This window comes from Vibrio sp. 1F279 (assembly GCF_041439815.1).
In the GTDB taxonomy this organism is placed as follows: Bacteria; Pseudomonadota; Gammaproteobacteria; order Enterobacterales; family Vibrionaceae; genus Vibrio; species Vibrio tasmaniensis_A.
In genome coordinates, this window is record NZ_JBGOOU010000016.1 from 36,978 (window position 1) to 55,837 (window position 18,860).

At 43.8% G+C, this 18,860-nt stretch carries 20 protein-coding genes and 1 other RNA gene; 12 read left to right on the forward strand and 9 right to left on the reverse strand.

Features of this window, described 5'->3' with window-relative positions; all coding sequences use genetic code 11:
- Positions 1–52 precede the first annotated feature (52 nt).
- The 5 genes from ACED60_RS13220 (at position 53) to mscS (ending at position 6,227) form a co-directional block, all read left to right on the forward strand.
- Complete coding sequence (locus ACED60_RS13220) at positions 53–1,249, forward strand: glycosyltransferase family 87 protein (RefSeq protein ID WP_009847674.1); 1,197 nt, start codon at positions 53–55, stop codon at positions 1,247–1,249.
- 123 nt (positions 1,250–1,372) lie between these two features.
- Entirely contained in the window at positions 1,373–2,422 is a 1,050-nt protein-coding gene (epd, locus tag ACED60_RS13225) for an erythrose-4-phosphate dehydrogenase (protein WP_029222970.1), read from the forward strand.
- 166 nt (positions 2,423–2,588) lie between these two features.
- The gene (locus tag ACED60_RS13230) at positions 2,589–3,752 is read left to right on the forward strand and encodes a phosphoglycerate kinase (RefSeq protein ID WP_009847672.1); all 1,164 of its coding nucleotides are present in this window, start codon (positions 2,589–2,591) and stop codon (positions 3,750–3,752) included.
- A gap of 155 nt (positions 3,753–3,907) precedes the next feature.
- Positions 3,908–4,984, forward strand: a complete 1,077-nt coding sequence (gene fbaA / locus ACED60_RS13235; protein WP_009847671.1) for a class II fructose-bisphosphate aldolase — start codon at positions 3,908–3,910, stop codon at positions 4,982–4,984.
- 376 nt (positions 4,985–5,360) lie between these two features.
- The gene (gene mscS / locus ACED60_RS13240) at positions 5,361–6,227 is read left to right on the forward strand and encodes a small-conductance mechanosensitive channel MscS (protein WP_009847670.1); all 867 of its coding nucleotides are present in this window, start codon (positions 5,361–5,363) and stop codon (positions 6,225–6,227) included.
- Positions 6,228–6,341: 114 nt separating this feature from the next.
- Here the strand turns inward: mscS and ACED60_RS13245 are convergent, their stop codons facing one another.
- The gene (locus ACED60_RS13245; protein WP_371727740.1) at positions 6,342–6,971 is read right to left on the reverse strand and encodes a LysE/ArgO family amino acid transporter; all 630 of its coding nucleotides are present in this window, start codon (positions 6,969–6,971) and stop codon (positions 6,342–6,344) included.
- A gap of 142 nt (positions 6,972–7,113) precedes the next feature.
- On the opposite strand from ACED60_RS13245, the gene ACED60_RS13250 reads away from it, so the two are divergent.
- Together ACED60_RS13250 and ACED60_RS13255 are read left to right on the forward strand one after the other, a co-directional pair.
- Positions 7,114–8,010 (forward strand): LysR family transcriptional regulator ArgP, encoded by an 897-nt coding sequence (locus ACED60_RS13250; RefSeq protein ID WP_371727741.1) that lies wholly within the window; start codon positions 7,114–7,116, stop codon positions 8,008–8,010.
- Between the two features lie 110 nt (positions 8,011–8,120).
- Entirely contained in the window at positions 8,121–8,834 is a 714-nt protein-coding gene (locus tag ACED60_RS13255) for an oxidative stress defense protein (protein WP_017100740.1), read from the forward strand.
- A gap of 113 nt (positions 8,835–8,947) precedes the next feature.
- Here the strand turns inward: ACED60_RS13255 and serA are convergent, their stop codons facing one another.
- From serA to zapA, 5 genes are all read right to left on the reverse strand, one after another.
- On the reverse strand, positions 8,948–10,177 hold the full coding sequence (serA, locus tag ACED60_RS13260; protein ID WP_017097288.1) for a phosphoglycerate dehydrogenase: 1,230 nt from the start codon (positions 10,175–10,177) through the stop codon (positions 8,948–8,950).
- A 261-nt stretch (positions 10,178–10,438) separates the two neighbouring features.
- Positions 10,439–11,095 (reverse strand): ribose-5-phosphate isomerase RpiA, encoded by a 657-nt coding sequence (gene rpiA / locus ACED60_RS13265; protein ID WP_009847664.1) that lies wholly within the window; start codon positions 11,093–11,095, stop codon positions 10,439–10,441.
- A gap of 124 nt (positions 11,096–11,219) precedes the next feature.
- Positions 11,220–11,819 (reverse strand): 5-formyltetrahydrofolate cyclo-ligase, encoded by a 600-nt coding sequence (locus ACED60_RS13270; RefSeq protein ID WP_102582627.1) that lies wholly within the window; start codon positions 11,817–11,819, stop codon positions 11,220–11,222.
- A gap of 6 nt (positions 11,820–11,825) precedes the next feature.
- Positions 11,826–12,008: non-coding RNA, 6S RNA (gene ssrS / locus ACED60_RS13275), on the reverse strand.
- A gap of 11 nt (positions 12,009–12,019) precedes the next feature.
- On the reverse strand, positions 12,020–12,328 hold the full coding sequence (zapA, locus tag ACED60_RS13280; protein WP_004735366.1) for a cell division protein ZapA: 309 nt from the start codon (positions 12,326–12,328) through the stop codon (positions 12,020–12,022).
- A gap of 307 nt (positions 12,329–12,635) precedes the next feature.
- On the opposite strand from zapA, the gene ACED60_RS13285 reads away from it, so the two are divergent.
- Genes ACED60_RS13285 through ACED60_RS13295 form a run of 3 tightly spaced genes read left to right on the forward strand, consistent with a single transcriptional unit; the run spans position 12,636 to position 15,649 of the window.
- Entirely contained in the window at positions 12,636–13,211 is a 576-nt protein-coding gene (locus ACED60_RS13285; RefSeq protein ID WP_371727742.1) for a YecA family protein, read from the forward strand.
- Positions 13,212–13,235: 24 nt separating this feature from the next.
- The gene (ubiH, locus tag ACED60_RS13290; RefSeq protein ID WP_102258174.1) at positions 13,236–14,414 is read left to right on the forward strand and encodes a 2-octaprenyl-6-methoxyphenyl hydroxylase; all 1,179 of its coding nucleotides are present in this window, start codon (positions 13,236–13,238) and stop codon (positions 14,412–14,414) included.
- A gap of 11 nt (positions 14,415–14,425) precedes the next feature.
- Entirely contained in the window at positions 14,426–15,649 is a 1,224-nt protein-coding gene (locus ACED60_RS13295) for an FAD-dependent 2-octaprenylphenol hydroxylase (RefSeq protein ID WP_009847661.1), read from the forward strand.
- A 127-nt stretch (positions 15,650–15,776) separates the two neighbouring features.
- On the opposite strand, the gene ACED60_RS13300 is transcribed toward ACED60_RS13295, so the two are convergent.
- The 3 genes from ACED60_RS13300 to ygfZ all read right to left on the reverse strand — a co-directional run bounded on the left by ACED60_RS13300 (position 15,777) and on the right by ygfZ (position 17,983).
- The gene (locus tag ACED60_RS13300; RefSeq protein WP_009847660.1) at positions 15,777–15,983 is read right to left on the reverse strand and encodes a DUF1107 domain-containing protein; all 207 of its coding nucleotides are present in this window, start codon (positions 15,981–15,983) and stop codon (positions 15,777–15,779) included.
- A gap of 562 nt (positions 15,984–16,545) precedes the next feature.
- On the reverse strand, positions 16,546–17,007 hold the full coding sequence (locus ACED60_RS13305; protein WP_009847659.1) for an aminoacyl-tRNA deacylase: 462 nt from the start codon (positions 17,005–17,007) through the stop codon (positions 16,546–16,548).
- A 4-nt stretch (positions 17,008–17,011) separates the two neighbouring features.
- Positions 17,012–17,983, reverse strand: coding sequence for a tRNA-modifying protein YgfZ (gene ygfZ / locus ACED60_RS13310; protein ID WP_102582625.1), 972 nt, complete (start codon positions 17,981–17,983; stop codon positions 17,012–17,014).
- Positions 17,984–18,150: 167 nt separating this feature from the next.
- On the opposite strand from ygfZ, the gene ACED60_RS13315 reads away from it, so the two are divergent.
- Positions 18,151–18,411: a succinate dehydrogenase assembly factor 2 gene (locus ACED60_RS13315; RefSeq protein ID WP_004735374.1), complete on the forward strand. Its 261-nt coding sequence runs from the start codon at positions 18,151–18,153 to the stop codon at positions 18,409–18,411.
- Positions 18,359–18,799, forward strand: coding sequence for a protein YgfX (locus ACED60_RS13320; RefSeq protein WP_371727744.1), 441 nt, complete (start codon positions 18,359–18,361; stop codon positions 18,797–18,799). The genes ACED60_RS13315 and ACED60_RS13320 overlap by 53 nt, the downstream gene beginning before the upstream one ends.
- Positions 18,800–18,860 lie beyond the last annotated feature (61 nt).

The following is an 18,860-nucleotide window of genomic DNA, read 5'->3' on the forward strand; positions in this document are numbered from 1 at the left end:
TAGCGTAAAAAGCCTCTATCCTAGATAGAGGCTTTTTTTTTGTGAGGACGAAATGGAATTCTCATCAGTTCAGGGTAGGCGCTTAATTTTTTGGTTTGCTATTGGGAGCATGTTCTCTCTTTATTTTTCTTATATCGACACGATAGACCTTCTAAAAGGGGAGCTATCTAGAGGACAAATGATAGGGCGAGACTTTTTACACTCATGGACAGCAGCCAAATTAGCGATGAGTGGCGATTTTTCAGAAATATATAATGTTAATGCTTTTCTTAATCACGCGCCTATCGCTGTAAAAGAAAGCGGAGTTGCTTTTAATTTTGCATACTCACCTCAAATGCTCGTCGTTCTTGCACCATTTAGTTATTTTGATTACGTATCGGCTTATATTATCTGGTGCTTATTATGCGTTCTGGTCTTTCTCCCAACGGTTCTTATCGGTAGTAAAAGTCGATTGGACGTCGTTGTATTCATTGCCCTTTTAGCTCCTACAACAATCATCAATATTACCTCTGGACAGAATGGCTTGTTGGTTGCAGCCCTCTTTGTTGGTGGATGTCGCTTTTTACCAAAGTTTCCCGTGTTGTCAGGTGTAATGTTTGGTCTTCTAACTATTAAACCCCATTTAGGTCTACTTATTCCCATCGCCTTAGTCGCTGGAGGGCATTGGAAAGCGATCTTAAGTGCTTCACTTACAACCATAATATTTGTTGGTTTTTCAGTTGTATTATTCGGAATTTCAGCATGGGAATCATGGTGGAGGGAGGGAGCTCTTGAATATGCTAAGCACTTTATTGAAGAGGGAGAGGGAATGGGTATTCTAATGCAAGTTTCCCCTTTCATCGCAATAAAGGAGAGTTTCGGGAGTGTAGCAGCAGCTTGGTATATTCAAGTTGGAACGATGTTGATGGCTGTTGGAGTTGTTGTATATGCTTTTCGAACGACAGTCGATTATTATATTAAGATGTTTATCCTAATCACGGCGACTTATCTCGTAAGTCCTTATCTACATAACTATGATATGGCAGCTTTAACGGCAAGTGTGCTTTTACTGTTAACAAAGTATGACATTACGACCATGACCCAAATTGATGTGAGTGTAATTATCGCTGTTTGGTTGATTCCTATAGTTGGTATGTATGCCGCTCTATATGGTTTGTATGCTACTCCTTTAGTTACTGTTTTTTATATTATCTTACTGACGAATCAAATTTTACAAGGGGATAAAGGTTGGACACTAAAAAGGAGCTAGCCCTATCTGTAATTTATTCAAGGCTAGGGTGATTTTTACTAGAGTGATGGATAGAGTTGATGCGATTTCCATAGGATTCAGTTATCATCTGTTGCACGAAATTTTGGTTAGATGTACGGAACTATGCTAAAAGTCGCGATAAACGGATTTGGACGAATAGGGCGTAATGTATTGCGCGCTGTCTATGAAAGTGGCAAAAGCCAACAAATCAAAGTAGTAGCTGTCAATGAGCTTGCTCAGCCTGACGCTATGGCTCACCTATTGCAGTACGACACCAGTCACGGCCGCTTCGGCAAGAAAATCTCTAATGATCAAGAGCACATTTATGTTCATCATGGCATTGGTGCTGAAGATAAAGGCGAGTTTGATACCATTCGTATCTTACACCTGGCTGATATTGAACTATTGCCTTGGCGTGATCTTGAAGTCGATATTGTTCTCGATTGTACCGGTGTTTACGGTTGCCGAGATGATGGCCTAGCGCACATCGCTGCTGGAGCTAAAAAGGTACTGTTTTCACACCCTGGAGCTAACGACCTTGATAACACCATTATCTATGGTGTAAATCACGATACTATCGAAGCTGACCACCGAATCGTTTCCAATGGTTCATGCACCACTAACTGTATTGTCCCTATCATTAAAGTACTTGATGATGCCTTTGGTATTGAGTCAGGTACCATTACGACCATTCACTCTTCGATGAATGATCAGCAAGTTATTGATGCATACCATAGCGACTTGCGTCGTACTCGAGCGGCAAGCCAATCTATCATTCCTGTCGACACCAAATTGCATAAAGGCATTGAAAGAATCTTCCCGAAATTTTCTAACAAGTTCGAAGCGATATCTGTGCGTGTGCCGACGGTAAACGTCACTGCGATGGATTTAAGTGTCACAATTAATACAAATGTGAAAGTTAATGACGTAAATCAAACCATTGTTAATGCTTCCCAGTGTACATTACACAATATAGTTGACTATACTGAAGCGCCGCTCGTTTCCATCGACTTTAATCACGATCCCCATAGCGCAATCGTTGATGGTTCACAAACTCGAGTGAGCAATGGCACCTTAGTGAAAATGCTGGTGTGGTGTGACAATGAATGGGGCTTTGCGAACCGAATGCTGGATACGGTTCTTGCAATGCAAGCTTCAGAAGGCAAGAAGTAAGACCTAGAAGCAAATGTGTGGATTATTTATTTTTTAGCTTGAAATAAATACTAAGTGTCCACATATTATTAGCAGTTAAAGCATTACCAGTTGAATAATTTATAGGCTTAGCAGGGTTGCTGAGTTTCCAAAACTTTATTTTTATTTAAATTTGAGAGGACAAATCATGTCTGTGATCAAGATGACTGACCTGGAACTTGCAGGTAAACGCGTATTCATCCGTGCTGACCTAAACGTACCAGTAAAAGACGGTAAAGTAACTTCAGATGCTCGTATCCTTGCATCTCTACCAACTATCAAACTTTGCCTAGAAGCTGGCGCAAAAGTTATGGTTACTTCTCACCTTGGTCGTCCTACTGAAGGCGAGTACAACGAAGAGTTCTCTCTAGCTCCTGTAGTTAACTACCTAAACGACGCACTAGACTGTGACGTTAAACTAGCGAAAGATTACGTAAATGGTCTTGAGCTAAACGCTGGTGAACTAACTGTTCTTGAAAACGTTCGCTTTAACAAAGGCGAGAAGAAGAACGAAGAAGCTCTTTCTAAGCAATACGCTGCACTATGTGACATCTTCGTAATGGATGCATTCGGTACAGCTCACCGTGCTCAAGCGTCTACACACGGTGTGGGTACTTACGCTCCTGTAGCATGTGCTGGTCCTCTTCTAGCTGCTGAGCTTGAAGCGCTTGGCAAAGCAATGGACAACCCAGCTCGCCCGCTAGTGGCTATCGTTGGTGGTTCTAAAGTTTCTACTAAACTTACCGTTCTAGAATCTCTTTCTAAAATCGCTGACCAACTTGTTGTTGGCGGTGGTATCGCGAACACGTTCATCGCTGCTGAAGGCCACAACGTAGGTAAGTCTCTATACGAAGCTGACCTAGTTGAAACGGCTCAGAAACTAATGAAAGAGTGTGCTATCCCTGTAGCGACTGACGTTGCATGTGCTAAAGCATTCGACGAAAACGCAGAAGCTGAAATCAAGCACGTTTCTGAAGTTCAAGACGACGACATGATCTTCGACCTTGGTCCAGATTCAACTGCTGCTCTAGCTGAAATCATCGGCAACGCGAAAACGATTCTTTGGAACGGCCCTGTAGGCGTCTTCGAATTCAAGAACTTCGAAGCGGGTACAGCTGGTATCTCTAAAGCAATCGCTGACTCTGAAGGTTTCTCAGTAGCAGGCGGTGGTGACACGCTAGCGGCTATCGACAAGTTCGGTATCAAAGCAGATGTTTCTTACATCTCTACTGGTGGCGGCGCTTTCCTTGAGTTTGTTGAAGGTAAAGTACTTCCTGCAGTAGCTATGCTTGAAGAGCGTGCTAAAGCGTAATTGATTTAGAAAGGCGAGATACGAATCTCGCCTTTTAACGTTTGCTGCATATCATACTTATTTGCTAGAATAGCGGAAGTTGTGAGCAAACGATTGCAAATTTTTAAACTTAAGTTTTTTATCTTAAAACGAATAGAATAAATAGGACTATTTCCATGTCTAAGATCTTCGATTTTGTAAAACCTGGTGTAATTTCTGGCGATGACGTACAGAAAGTATTTGAAGTAGCAAAAGAAAACAAATTTGCTCTTCCTGCAGTAAACGTTGTTGGTACTGACTCTATTAACGCAGTACTAGAAGCGGCTGCTAAAGTTAAGTCTCCAGTTGTTGTTCAGTTCTCTAACGGCGGCGCTGCATTCTTCGCAGGTAAAGGCGTTAAACTTGAAGGTCAAGGCGCACAAGTTCTTGGTGCTGTAGCTGGTGCAAAATACGTACACGCTGTCGCTGAGTCTTACGGTGTTCCAGTTATCCTGCATACTGACCACGCTGCTAAGAAACTTCTACCATGGATCGACGGTCTACTAGACGCTGGTGAAGAGTTCTTCGCACAAACTGGTAAGCCTCTATTCTCTTCTCACATGCTAGACCTTTCTGAAGAGTCTCTAGAAGAGAACATCGAAACATGTGCTACTTACCTAGCTCGCATGGCTAAAATGGACATGACAATCGAGATCGAACTTGGTTGTACTGGTGGTGAAGAAGACGGCGTTGATAACTCTGATATGGACGCATCTGAGCTGTACACTTCTCCAGAAGACGTAGCATACGCATACGAGAAGCTAATGGCTGTTAGCCCACGTTTCACTATCGCTGCATCTTTCGGTAACGTACACGGTGTTTACCAAGCTGGTAACGTTGTACTTACTCCAACTATCCTACGTGACTCTCAAGCATACTGTGCAGAGAAGTTCGGTATTGCACCTAACGCTCTAAACTTCGTATTCCACGGTGGTTCTGGTTCTTCTGAAGCAGAAATCCAAGAGTCTATCGGCTACGGTGTTATCAAAATGAACATCGATACTGATACACAGTGGGCAACTTGGGATGGTATCCGTCAGTACTCTGCTGATAACTTCGATTTCCTACAAGGTCAAATCGGTAACCCAACTGGCGAAGCTGCGCCAAACAAGAAGTACTACGATCCACGCGTATGGCTACGTGCTGCTCAGTCTTCGATGGTTACTCGTCTTGAGAAAGCATTCGCTGACCTTAACGCTGTAGACGTACTATAATTCTTTGAATTAAGTACTCTTTAAGTTTTAAAAACCCGTTCATTGAGCGGGTTTTTTTATGTCTGATAAAAACTTGTATTAAATATGTGAAAAACCTAGCCTACGGTGAATAAATTTCGTAGTCTTTTAGTTATCGGTATTTGCGTTTATTGGTAAGTTTTATTAATTCAAAAGCTTACATAAATATGACTTTGCAATCGGTCAAAGATAGGATATCGTGCCGAAAAACTGGACCTGGTTCAGTTTATAAAAAGGACTTGGCTTTAATTTACTTTTAACACAGTGACTTAACAGGAGTTAAACTGTTTATTATTGTAAAAGTAAGTTTGGCTTAAGACAGTTTAGCTCATAGCATATTATATAGAGGATGCACATTATGGCTGATAGTTCGACAGCGCTTGAGACTCCAATTGTGGATGGTTTATCTCAGGCCGAGCAGTGGTTAACAAATAATTCAGATCTATTTATCCAATACGGTGTAAACATTATCTCTGCACTGATAATTCTATTTATTGGTAACTTGATTGTTAAAGCAGTCGCGAATAGCGTATCTAAGGTTCTTGAGAAGAAGAAGATGGACCGAGCTGTTGTGGAATTTATCCACGGTTTAGTTCGTTACTTATTGTTTGTTATTGTTCTTATCGCTGCACTTGGTCGTTTAGGCGTTCAAACTGCATCTGTAGTTGCTGTTATTGGTGCGGCTGGTTTAGCCGTTGGTCTTGCGCTGCAAGGCTCACTATCTAACTTTGCAGCGGGTGTACTTATCGTTGCATTCCGTCCATTCAAGTCTGGTGACTACGTGGAAATTGGTGGTGTAGCGGGTTCAGTTGATTCAATTCAGATCTTCCAAACTGTTTTAACAACACCAGACAACAAAATGGTTGTAGTACCTAACGGAAGCGTTATCGGTAGCCCAATCACTAACTATTCTCGTCATGCGACGCGCCGTATTGACCTAATGATTGGTGTTTCTTACAACGCTGATCTTCAGAAGACAAAAGCGCTACTGACTAAGATCTGTGAATCTGATGAGCGCGTATTGAAAGATCCAGGTGTTCAAGTAGGTGTTCACACGCTAGCTGATTCTTCAGTTAATTTTGTTGTTCGTCCATGGGTTAGTACTGCTGACTACTGGAATGTTTATTTCGACCTTATGCAAGCTATCAAAGAAGGCTTGGATAACGAAGGTATCGAAATCCCATTCCCGCAAATGGATGTACACATGAATAAAGTTGAAGCTTAATTTCTAGTTAGTTTTTATAGCTATAAGCTTTTATAAGGAAAGGCGGATAACTTAGGTTATTCGCCTTTTTTGTTGGATGAGTAAAGTTTGTTTGATGACTAAAGAAGAATAGGTTTACCCGTATTGCTCAATGAGTCCATTGGCGAGCACAAGTGCAATAGCGAACATCATGGTTGCAACCGCGATATCGATGCCTTTCTTAACTTTAGGTTTCGATAGCGTTGGACCTAGCTTTGCTGCGCCCAATGATAAGGAATAAAACCACACGAATGAAGCTAAGATAGTCCCCATCGCAAACGCAACTCTGTCGTTGCCTTCAAATTGCCCACCAATAGATCCAAGAATCACCACGCTATCCAAATAGAGGTGTGGGTTTAATACTGTTACAGCTAATGCACCCAAAATAACGGTGCGCTTGCCACGAGCCAATACCTCACCTTTTGATTCATCACTGGTGCGCGTTTTGAATGCACTGCGCAGTGATAGCAAACCATATACCGTTAGAAAAGCGATACCGCCCAATGTCACAGAGGTAAGCAGCAATTCATTTTGAGACAGAATTGCTCCGCCACCAAAAATACCCAATGAGATAAACAGGGTATCGAGCAGGCTACAAATCGTTGCAGTCGTTAAATGATGATTGCGTTTTATGCCTTGATTTAGGACGTACGCATTTTGTGCGCCTATCGGGATTATCATACTTGCCCCTAGACCAAAACCTTGTAATAAAACCCAAAAACTCATTTTAACCTCCACTTAATTAACGATATTTACGTGCTATGTGGCGAAGATACTCCGACCCTTTAAATAAGTATAATTAATGATTTTAATCCATTATTAGAGTTGCTAATGTGGTGTTGGGTTAGCTTAAAAAGGAAGCAAATTGATGCGTGGATTGGATTATAAATGGATTGAAGCACTGGATGCCGTTGTGAAACAACGTAGCTTTGAGAGAGCCGCTGAGCAGTTATACATCTCCCAATCAGCGGTGTCCCAACGTATCAAACAGCTAGAAAAGTGGTTAGCCCAGCCTGCGCTGGTGAGAGAAAACCCACCAAGACCTACACCAGCAGGAAAAAAGCTGTTGGGTTTGTATCGTCGTGTTCGCTTGTTAGAGCACGAGCTTGTGCCTGAGTTAATGAATGAAGAGGGTACTCAACCACTATCGATATCCCTAGCCACCAACGCTGATAGTTTGGCGACATGGTTGTTACCTGCACTGTCGGATGTGATGAAGTCTCGTCAAGTCGAGTTGAACCTCGCGATTCATGGTGAGTCTAGAACCATTGAAAAAATAAAAAGCGGTGAGGTTGCCGGTGCGATCAGTTTAGAGCCCCAAGCGATTCCTGGATGCAGTGCTGACTACCTCGGTCGTATGGACTATGTGTGTGTGGCGAGTCCTGATTTTCATCAGCGTTACTTTTCAGAGGGCGTAAACTACGCCACATTAAGCAAAGCGCCTGCGGTTTCTTATGATCAATACGATGATCTGCATAAGAAGTTTCTGCATGATCATTTCAATGTACCCAGAGACAGTGTGATCAATCATACGGTCGGCAGTTCAGAAGCATTTGTGCGCTTGGCATTATCGGGTGTTGCCTATTGCTTGATTCCTCGATTGCAGATTATCGAGGAACTAGAGTCTGGTGCTCTGATTGATATTACCCCTGGCTTTCTGCTGTCTTATCGCATCTATTGGCACCATTGGCAGCTTGAGAGCGGGGTGCTAAAAGAGGTATCCCAAGCGATATTAAGTTTTGCTCACAATCATTTACCTCAGTAAGTTGTCGGTTTTTTCAGCGTCAAAGTTCTGTTAGATGTGCACAATCAGGATTGGCTAAACGACAAATTACTCTATGATGGAAGGACATTTGTTTAGCATAGGTCTACCTAATGAAGTTTGTACCAAAGATGTTAGCAACGTCTCTTACTCTTACTGCTGCGTTGAGTGCTGTGAGCTTTCCATCACTGGCTGACTCTCCATCCTTTCCGCATATTTCAACAACAGGTTATGGTGAAGTCATCGCGACACCAGATATGGCGACATTCTCAGTGAGAGTGGTAGAGTCAACGATGACGGCTGAACAGGCTAAAAGTACTGTTGATAAAGTGGTAACGGGCTTTCTAAATAAGCTGCACCAAGCCGGCGTAGATGAGGCGAGCGTACACAGCTCTAATCTGTACCTATCTCCTCAGTACCATTATCCAAAAGATGGCAAACCAGAATTGGTTGGCTACCGCGCTTCACGCAATGTGAGCGTTCAAGTGAATGAGCTCGCTAATCTCAATGAGTACATGGATATTGCAATAGGACAGGGTATTAACCAAATCGATAATATCCAGCTGCAAGTTCGTGACCAAGCTAAGTATCAAGAGCAAGCACGCTTAGAAGCGATCAAAGATGCGACATCAAAAGCTAAATCATTAGCGAGTGGTTTTGAGCGTGAGCTAGGTGATGTTTGGCGTGTTGATTACAACGCACAATCTTCTCAGCCAGTGCTAATGCGTTCAATGGCGATGGATGCAAGAACAGAATCGAACTCTTATGAAGACTCAACGATCACCATTCGTGATCGTGTCAATGTGATCTACCAATTAGAAGAGTAGTGAACGCACCTTAAGAAGGTTTTGGATCATCATGATCTTTTTACCTACGATAGGCCAAATACTAGAAAGGCTCTCATGATGAGAGCCTTTTTTGTGCATTTTGAATGCGATGATTAGTGAAGAAGACGAGCACGGATTGTGCCTTCGATCTCTTTCAGTTTAAGCAGTGCTTCTTCAGAGCGATCGGCTTCTACATCGATCACAACATAACCCATATCTGCTGCAGTCTGTAGGTACTGACCCGCGATGTTGATCCCTTCTTCTGCGAAGATGGTGTTGATCTGAGTAAGAATACCTGGACGGTTCTCATGGATGTGTAGCAAACGAGAAGTACCTGTATGCAATGGCAGTGAAACCTCAGGGAAGTTAACACTTGATAGCGTAGAGCCATTATCAGAGTACTTAGCAAGCTTACCAGCAACTTCTACACCGATGTTCTCTTGTGCTTCCTGTGTTGAACCACCCACGTGAGGGGTAAGAATCACGTTATCGAACTGCATTAATGGAGACTCAAACGGGTCTGCATTGGTTTTTGGTTCTGTTGGGAAAACATCAATAGCCGCACCAGAAAGGTGACCAGAATCCAGAGCGCCACACAGAGCAGGGATGTCAACTACCGTGCCACGAGCTGCATTGATAAAGATAGAGCCAGGCTTCATACGCTCGAACTCTTCTTTACCCATCATGTCTTTAGTTTCATTGGTTTCAGGTACGTGTAAAGAGATCACGTCACACTTGTTCAGCAACTCGGTCATAGTATGAACTTGAGTGGCATTACCTAGAGACAGCTTGTTTTCGATATCGTAAAAGTAAACACGCATACCAAGGTTTTCAGCAATAATACCCAGCTGAGTGCCGATGTGACCGTAGCCAATAATACCTAAACGCTTACCACGAGCTTCGTAAGAGTTGTCTGCACTCTTTTTCCAGATACCACGGTGAGCAAGAGCATTCTTCTCTGGGATACCGCGAAGCAGTAATAGAACCTGACCTAGAACGAGTTCGGCAACACTTCGAGTGTTTGAGAACGGTGCATTGAAAACAGGGATACCGCGTTTTGCTGCTGCTTGAAGGTTGACTTGGTTAGTACCAATACAGAAACAACCGACAGCAACCAGCTTTTCAGCCGCATCAATAACTTCTTGGGAGATGTTGGTGCGAGAACGGATACCAATGAAGTGAGCATCTTTAACTGCTTCAAGAAGTTCATCTTCAGGTAGTGAGCCTTTGTGGTACTCAATGTTTGTGTAACCAGCGGCTTGCAGTACTTCTACAGAAGAAGGGTGAAGACCTTCTAGAAGTAGAATTTTTATTTTTTCTTTTTCCAGTGAAACTTTGGCCATTGTTCTCGTCCTTAAAATGGAAAGGTTGGGCAAATGCGGCGCACGTGCTACAAAATGGCTGAAAGGGGAACAAATTCACCACTTTGTTAGGAGACAAACGTTTTCCCTGTGCGTCTTCTGAACAATAAAGTAACAAAAAAAAAATGTTTTGGGTAAGAAAATTACGGAATAAGACATAATTTTACAGCAATAAAGCAAAAAAAACGGCGCCCTAGGGCACCGTCTGTAATGAAGTAACAGAAAAACTCAATCTTCTATTATTTATTCTTCGATTTTTGCACCTTCAGGCGTGCCAGTGATAACTACATCAGCACCACGGTGAGCGAACAGACCAACCGTTACCACACCTGCGATACCATTGATGATATCTTCTAGCTGTTTTGGGTTTTCGATCGCCATGCCGTACACATCTAGGATCACGTTGCCGTTATCGGTTGTGCAGCCTTCGCGGTAAACTGGGTCACCACCAAGTTTCACTAATTCACGAGCAACGTATGAGCGTGCCATTGGGATAACTTCAACAGGCAGTGGGAATTTACCCAACACATCAACTGCTTTGGTACCATCAACGATACAAATAAACTTATCAGAGATAGCTGCTACGATTTTTTCACGAGTCAAAGCAGCGCCGCCGCCTTTGATCATATCGCGAGAACCGTTAATCTCGTCAGCGCCATCAACATAGATGTCTAGCTTGAATACGTCGTTGCATTCGAATACTTTGATTTCTAGCGCTTCTAGTTTTTCAGTAGAGGCTACAGAGCTTGAAACCGCACCCTTGATTTTGTCTTTCATTGTGCCAAGTGCGTCGATGAAGTGATTTACTGTTGAGCCAGTACCTACACCTACAATGCTGCCTTCTTCAACATATTGAAGTGCTGCCCAGCCCGCTGCTTTTTTCATTTCATCTTGAGTCATGCCATTCTCCTGAATAAGGTCTTGCGCTTTGAATTAATCGTTTGCGTAATGATGAAGTTAACGTTTAGATATTGAGGTAACTTTTGGATGTCGAGGTTAACGTTTGCGGCGCGATTATAGCGCTTTAATGGTTGTTTTCCCATTGCCAAGTTTTACTCGGAGTCACGATTTTAGGTAACGGAATGTCCCAACCTTCAATTGGTAAACGATCGACATGTTGGCAATCGTGAGCAAGGCCAATAGGTGTTGCGCCATTGCCCGTCTCGAACCATCGAGTCAAGGTGCGATCGTAATATCCACCGCCCATGCCTAAGCGATGCCCCTGAGAGTCAAAGCCCACCAATGGTGTGAGAATAAGGTCGAGTTGTTGGCATGGTTTGACGAGCAATTGATTGAGCTGAGGTTCAACGATTCCGTACTTATTCAAAGCCGTCGGTGTGCTTGGCGAGTAGTGCAGAAACAGCAGATGTCCGGCAGAGAAGGGGTGCAATACTGGTAAATAAGTTTGCTTACCTTGCGCCCATAGCCATTCAATTAAAGGCTGGGTATCGAGTTCGCCATCGATGGATATATAGAGTGCAATATGCTGAGCAGATTGAACTTCATCAAGCTGAGCACACTGCTGGACTAAATCTAAACCGGATTGAGTTTGTTGGTCGCCAGATAAGGCATTGCGCTTGATACGGATCTGTTTGCGAAATTCGCTGCGTGTGAGCGTCTTCATAAGAAGGGATACCCCAAAGTGCCGTTGAGAATAGATGGCCCTTGAACCAGCGAGTTCAAGGCGGATCAGCAATGATTACCGTAGGCTTCTCGGCGGACCGAGCATGCTCAATAGCAATCAAGTACTAACCCTTAGGGATTGCTTATCGGCTCGGGGACGTGAATCCTCTGACAAACACTCCAGGGTAAATTTTGTGTACGCTATTGCTGTCCGTGCTTAACTTTACTGAGGACATCTGAAAGTGATGTCGTGAGCTGTTCCATTCGCTCGGTCAGTGCGTTTTGTTCATCATTTGCTTCAAACTTCTTGGTTTGTAATTCATAGCAAATGTTCAGAGCTGCGATTGTTAGCAGCTTCACTTCATTGGTTACCTTAGTACGTTCAGCCATCTCTTTCAATCGATTATCAAGATCGGCCGCCGCTGCAATCAATGACTCTTCTTGCCCTGGGGGACAATTCACTCGAGTCAGTTTTCCTAATATTTCAACGTCTACCGCTTGATTACTCATGATGGATGAACTCTTTAACGCACTATTTAAGGCTGTTGCTCTTTATCATTTTTTGAGAAAGAAAAAGTGCAAGTACCGATGAGGAAGCAATCTCCTCTGAGGGAGAAACTATAGGTAAACCGCTATTAAGATTCAAGCTTTTCAGAGTGACTGTTTGTAAATGAGAGCTTGAGCACACAGTAATTCAGCAAATTGAACAATTGGTAGTCAGTCGTCCTTCAATTGCTCAGGATCGACGCTTACCAGAATTGGGGTGAAGTGGTACGATTATACTATCGATATAAAGAATAACTGAGCGAGCTATCTGATGAGCGAAACTACTTTACCTGACTACCTAACGGTTGCGACTGAACTTCAATCGGCAAGCCTAGCCGTAAACCCTGCTGAGATGCATGGTTTATTAACGGGTATGTTGAGCGGAGGCTTAAACCTAGCAGATAAAAGCTGGCAACCACTTATCTTTGATTACACCAATGAAAGCATGGGGTGGCCAGATCGCGCATTAACGTTAGCGGAAGCTACATTAAAGGTGACGACCAGCGAAATCACAGGTTCAGGCATGGAACTGTCTATGTTGCTGCCTGATGAAGACGCAAGCGCAAGCTTGTTTGATTTGGCTGATGGTGTGTCAGATTGGATCAACCACTTTATTTCTGGTTTAGGCTTGGTTGGCGCTCAATTGAATAAAGCGTCTGACGGTACCAAAGAAGCATTAGCTGATCTTGAAGAGATGGCAAAGCTAGGCATTGACGAAGACGATGATATGGAAGAGCAAGCGCAGCTTCTAGAGCACGTTATTGAACACGTAAAAGCGTGTGCACTAACGATTCATGCTGAATTCGGTGCTCGCCCATCTGAAGATGCGGCTCCAACCATTCATTAATCCGCTTGTCGGTTTGAGGTTATAATGGCTCAGTATGATGTTGTAATTGCTGGTGGCGCAATGGCGGGGGCGACCTTAGCCCTTGCTCTGAATCACCTCAGTCAAGGTTCTCTATCGATTGCGGTAGTAGAGCCTTATCAGGTTGATCATCAAGCTCACCCAGGCTTTGATTCTCGTTCGATCGCTCTGTCTTATGGCACGGTGCAGATCCTCGATTCTTTGCGCCTTTGGCAATCTATCGCTCCGGTAGCGACCCCAATTAAAGATATCCATGTATCAGATCGAGGTCATGCTGGGATGACAGACATCTACAGTGAAGATCTTGCTGTTGATGCGCTCGGCTACGTGGTGGAGTTAGCGGATGTTGGGCGGATCTATCAGCAGAAATTAGAATCAGAAGCTGCAATTACGATGCTTTGCCCTGAGTCTGTTAGAACCGTTGAACGTGATGAATCGTTAACGACGATTGAGCTGACAAGTGGGCAAACCGTCACGACTAAGTTATTGGTTGCTGCTGACGGTGCAATCTCAACCTGTTGTCAGCAACTCAATATCTCATTGAGTGAGCATGACTTTGAACAAGTCGCTGTGATTGCCAATATCGTTGCTAGTGAGCCCCATCAAGGTCGAGCCTTTGAGCGTTTTACTCATCATGGGCCAGTTGCTCTGTTACCGATGAGCGACAACCGTTTATCGCTAGTTTGGTGTTTGTCACCGGAACAAGCACAAAAAGTGGTGGCCTTAAACGACAACGAATTTCTTGAGCAGTTACAGAATGACTTCGGTTGGCGACTTGGCCGACTAGAGAAAGTCGGCAAGCGTGCGAGCTACCCACTGATTCTTCGCCACCGACAGCAAAATATCTCTCATCGATTTGCCATTGTTGGCAATGCTGCTCAAACACTTCACCCTATTGCGGGGCAAGGTTTTAATCTTGGCATTCGTGATGTGGCTTCTTTGGCTGAAGAGTTATGTAACCAACTGGATGATGTTGGGCGTTACACTGGTCTTGTTAACTTTAGAAAGCGTAGAGAACAAGACAGAGACACGACGATTACGTTGACTTCAAGCCTAGTTCATCTGTTCTCAAACGATTTTTTGACCGCTCGTATTGGGCGAAACCTTGGGTTAGCCGTAATTGATAACCTTCCACCACTTAAAGGTCCACTTTTGCGTCATACGCTTGGCCTAGTAGAAAGATAAGGTAATAAATAATGATGCAAAGTGTTGATATCGCGATTGTTGGCGGTGGCATGGTTGGCCTAGCGCTTGCGGCTGCACTGAAAGACAGCGATCTAAGAATTGCGGTCATTGAAGGCAGAGCGCCTAGCGAAGGGCTTAGCGAATTGCCTGATGTGCGTGTGTCGGCATTGAGCCGCTCGAGTGAAGTGATTCTTCGCAATCTAGGCGCATGGCAAGGTATCGAACAAAGACGTGCTGCGCCCTACCAAGCGATGGAAGTGTGGGAACAAGACAGCTTTGCTCGCATTGAGTTTGACTCAACACGCTTAGCACAGCCTAACCTAGGCCATATTGTAGAAAACCGCGTAATCCAATTAGCGCTGCTTGATCAGGTTAAGAAGCAAGATAATGTCAGCCTATACATGCCTGCAACGTGTAAAACGATGGCGATTGGTGAGAGCGAAGCATGGCTAACGTTAGACAACGGCCAAGCGCTGACAGCAAAGTTAGTTGTTGGAGCTGACGGTGCAAACTCTTGGGTTCGCAAGCAACAAGATATCCCATTAACTCATTGGGATTACGGCCACAGTGCGATTGTCGCGAACATCAAAACCTCAGAGCCGCACCATAGCGTTGCTCGTCAAATATTCACACCGCAAGGGCCGTTGGCGTTCCTGCCAATGCAGCCAAGCAAAATGAGCTCGATAGTTTGGTCTACGGAGCCTAATCGTGCCGAGAAGCTTGTATCAATGTCGGATGCTGATTTTAATAAGCAGCTAACGGCAGAGTTCGACTCAAAGCTTGGATTATGCGAAGTGGTTGGTGACCGTTTTGCCTTCCCACTGCGCATGCGTTATGCACGTGACTTTGCTGTAGAGCGTGTCGCTTTGGTGGGTGATGCTGCTCATACTATTCACCCATTAGCAGGGCAAGGTGTGAACCTTGGTCTATTAGACGCAGCAAGCTTAGCGCAAGAGCTGTTAACGCTATGGGCTTCTGGTGAGGATATTGGTACCAAGCGCAACCTTCGTGGCTATGAGCGCTGGAGAAAAGCTGAGGCGGCGAAAATGATTGCTTCAATGCAGGGCTTTAAAGATCTGTTTGAAGGCGATAATCCGGCTAAGAAGCTAATTCGTGGTATCGGTATGAAGCTTGCTGGTCAATTACCGGGTGCGAAAGATGAGATAATGAAGCGAGCGCTGGGGTTGTCGGGCAACCTTCCGGATTTAGCTAAGCGCCCCGTAGTACACCGATAGTCGCGTGAGATGGATTGCTGTTGATGGTCAGTAGCTAAAGTTGATAGCAATTAACGACATCACGAACACGAAAAAAGGGTTGGCATAATGCCAACCCTTTTTGTTTTTAATTCTTTAGACTATCAGATCATGCGTACGCGCAGCGCAGTTTCATGATTTCACTATTTATTTCTTTTACGGTTTGGAAGTGACGCTTCTCTGCTCGGTCTGGTAGTACGAGTTTACCGTTATCAAACTCAAATTTACCTACGCCGTAAATGTAGATTCGTCCTTTGAAAAGTCGACTTACATGTTTAGCAATCATACTCGGTGTATAGCGCTTAAACAGTCTCATTTTTAATTATCCTTATATTTACCTAGCCTGCATATTATAGAAAAACTCCGAGATAATTATTGTGATAAGCATGGAGTAATATGCAGTAGAGTTGACGTTAATTAGATATTTGTGCTGTTCTAAGCACTTTCTTCAGTAAATATCTATTTTTACGTGAGCTCCTCCCCAAAATAGTACTGAGTAGTGAACTGCTACGAACTTTCCTGTCCGGTATTAAGCAGTGCTAATGTTACAAGTATAAGAATAGGCGGAATTTTTTTGTTTGTGTAATCAAATTGTAAATTTTGAACAAAAAAAAGCCCGTCTAAAACGGGCGAATAGTCACAGATGCATTACACAAAAGTGGATACTGATGTTACTCAGTGGATTCACTTGTACTGATTTGCTTAAAGGCTAGTCAGTAAAATCACAATAACGCAAATTCAACCTTGTGACTACTTATGCTTTTATTTTGAGTAACTATTTAAGGTGGGTGTGTTTTTCTTATGACGAAGTTCACACTAAAAATGTACTCAATGAAATATTAAAATGAAGTTTGCGAAGCATGATCTGTTCGAAACGTTCATCGACTGATGTCAGCGACGATCGGTGCACATAGTGCTATGAGATCATTGGGATCCAACGCAACGCCAGCCATTCGATCACCCGAGCTAATGGTAACGGTCGAGTTGCTCTGAATGGAAGGATCAAAAATGATCGGCATGTATCTCTTTAGAGCAATAGGCCCAACACATCCAGCTTTAAAGCCGGTGATGGCTTCAACATCAGCGAGTGATACGCAGGTCATTCGACGGCAATTCAGTACCGAGCGTACTTTCTTTGGATCGATAGAGCGATCGCCAGGAGTACAGGCCAACGCATACTGGTTTCCCATATCCTTAAGCAGGATGCACTTGACCATTTGAGAGGCATTAATACCTCGTTCTTGCGCTGTCTCTTCGATGCTGGTGGTTGGCTTGCTTTGCACCAACAGGCGATAGTCCACCTGCTGTTGATCTAACCATTGTGTAATCAGTGTTTCCACGTGGCTACTCTTCGTCAAGGCTGTAAGGCAGTGGCAGAATGTTCCATATTTGCTCAGGTTGCGCAGTCAATCGAAGCTGAACATCGTCATCAAGGTTGTTTGGCAACACCATCAAACCAATCGCCTGATTATCAGCAAATTGATAGACGTTTAATAGTCGGCCTGCACCGCGCCAGTTCTCACCTACGCTGCGCTCTAGTTCAATCGTATTCTCTAGAGACAATACATCTGAACTCGTTCCTGAAACAATGCGCATTTCACGCTTGTTCATGCCACGGTATTTAGCACGAGCAACTGTTTCTTGACCTGTGTAACAGCCTTTTGAAAAGCTGATACCGCCAATCGCTTGCAGGTTGAGTGCTTGAGGGATGTGTTCGTTTTGCTCTGCTTTCGATAGGTTCGGCTGAGCATCAAGAATTTCATGATACTGCCAAAGCGCTTCTGATACTTTTTCTGCAGTGCTGCTTGATACCAAGGCTTCTGCTGCTTCTTGCGTAACAAGTAGAGCCCAGCGGTTGTCAGAGACTTGAACAGCGGTGCCACCAGAGATTACACGCACTTTACCTTGGCTTTCTGAAATCGAGTCAATGTATTGATCAGCGGACGCGCCCATGACACCGATAACAACGTCAGACGTTTGCTCGATATCAACCTTAGAGAATACAGCGTATTTCTTGATTTCAACTAATTCGACTTCAATCGCAGACTTAGGCTGCATGAGTGCGTAGCCACCGTTGTGGTGGAACAAGCGAAAGATACTCCATACCTTTCCTTTCGCATCACAATGCGCACCTAATGTAGATTCATCATTAGGAAGAGTGACGACATCGCACGTAACTTGACCTTGTAGGTACGACTTTTTGTCATCGCCTATCATGGTAATTGCGCTCCAATCTGACACGTGTGTCATCATCAGTTCTGGAAGCGATTCATTTTGCGTATGAGCGAGCGGCTGAAATGTGTTTTTCCAATCCATTTTATCTTTCCTAAGAATTTTATTTGGCTCTATGTTAATCCGGTTCTGTTTCTTTGTCAGCTTAGGTTTTTTTGTGAGCTTAGATAGGGACTGTGACTCACATAGTAGTTGCAGAGCGTATGACTTGTTACACTCCGAGAAAGAAAAATTATAGGTGAGGATAGCCAATGTACACTGCAGAGCAGAAAGCACGAATTAAATGGGGTTGCCGTCGTGGCATGTTGGAACTTGACGTAGTTATCATGCCATTTTTCGAAGAGTGTTTTGATTCATTGCAAGAGCAGGAGCAGCGTGAGTTTGTTTCTCTATTAGAGTGTGATGACCCAGACCTGTTTACTTGGGTAATGGGACACGGACGCAGTGAAAACCTAGGCCATGCTTCAATGGTTGATAAAATTGTCGCGCATAACCTCAGCAAGGTTCGTTAAGCTTCAGCTTAACCCTTCGTATTCCGCATTATTTGCAAAAGGCACTGTTTTTGGGTGCCTTTTGTTTTTCATCGTTTTCTCTTCTATTTCACTCGCTGTTGCCCTCTATTGTTTAGCTTTAGTGTTCAGTTTGTTTAAAGCCAATCATGTAATCTTGAATACAGCACATGGGTGCTTTGACTATAAAGAAGATGGCGAGTTCCGACTCAATGAGCAAGCCTACACACTTAAGTCCGTTGATAAGATCTGGGCGCAGTTCTTCGTTAAATTGCAGTTTGAGTGCGGATATTCAGTCTTGTTGTGGCGAGATAGTTGCAATGAACGTGAATATCGACACTTCTTGGCACATTTACAACGAATCCGTTTGATAAACGAAAGCATTGGATAAACAAGAACCAAAGATAAAAGAAAGGGAGCTCTAGGCTCCCTGTCGTCTTTTTCCATGACCA

Coding starts and splice junctions, on each gene's coding strand:
- zapA (WP_004735366.1), bottom strand. CDS start 12,328: ATGAGTAATCAAGCGGTAGACGTTGAAATATTAGGAAAACTGACTCGA.
- epd (WP_029222970.1), top strand. CDS start 1,373: ATGCTAAAAGTCGCGATAAACGGATTTGGACGAATAGGGCGTAATGTA.
- ygfZ (WP_102582625.1), bottom strand. CDS start 17,983: ATGGATTGGAAAAACACATTTCAGCCGCTCGCTCATACGCAAAATGAA.
- ACED60_RS13270 (WP_102582627.1), bottom strand. CDS start 11,819: ATGAAGACGCTCACACGCAGCGAATTTCGCAAACAGATCCGTATCAAG.
- fbaA (WP_009847671.1), top strand. CDS start 3,908: ATGTCTAAGATCTTCGATTTTGTAAAACCTGGTGTAATTTCTGGCGAT.
- rpiA (WP_009847664.1), bottom strand. CDS start 11,095: ATGACTCAAGATGAAATGAAAAAAGCAGCGGGCTGGGCAGCACTTCAA.
- ACED60_RS13315 (WP_004735374.1), top strand. CDS start 18,151: ATGTACACTGCAGAGCAGAAAGCACGAATTAAATGGGGTTGCCGTCGT.
- ACED60_RS13250 (WP_371727741.1), top strand. CDS start 7,114: ATGCGTGGATTGGATTATAAATGGATTGAAGCACTGGATGCCGTTGTG.
- mscS (WP_009847670.1), top strand. CDS start 5,361: ATGGCTGATAGTTCGACAGCGCTTGAGACTCCAATTGTGGATGGTTTA.
- ACED60_RS13285 (WP_371727742.1), top strand. CDS start 12,636: ATGAGCGAAACTACTTTACCTGACTACCTAACGGTTGCGACTGAACTT.
- ACED60_RS13255 (WP_017100740.1), top strand. CDS start 8,121: ATGAAGTTTGTACCAAAGATGTTAGCAACGTCTCTTACTCTTACTGCT.
- serA (WP_017097288.1), bottom strand. CDS start 10,177: ATGGCCAAAGTTTCACTGGAAAAAGAAAAAATAAAAATTCTACTTCTA.
- ubiH (WP_102258174.1), top strand. CDS start 13,236: ATGGCTCAGTATGATGTTGTAATTGCTGGTGGCGCAATGGCGGGGGCG.
- ACED60_RS13300 (WP_009847660.1), bottom strand. CDS start 15,983: ATGAGACTGTTTAAGCGCTATACACCGAGTATGATTGCTAAACATGTA.
- ACED60_RS13245 (WP_371727740.1), bottom strand. CDS start 6,971: ATGAGTTTTTGGGTTTTATTACAAGGTTTTGGTCTAGGGGCAAGTATG.
- ACED60_RS13220 (WP_009847674.1), top strand. CDS start 53: ATGGAATTCTCATCAGTTCAGGGTAGGCGCTTAATTTTTTGGTTTGCT.
- ACED60_RS13320 (WP_371727744.1), top strand. CDS start 18,359: ATGCTTCAATGGTTGATAAAATTGTCGCGCATAACCTCAGCAAGGTTC.
- ACED60_RS13295 (WP_009847661.1), top strand. CDS start 14,426: ATGATGCAAAGTGTTGATATCGCGATTGTTGGCGGTGGCATGGTTGGC.
- ACED60_RS13230 (WP_009847672.1), top strand. CDS start 2,589: ATGTCTGTGATCAAGATGACTGACCTGGAACTTGCAGGTAAACGCGTA.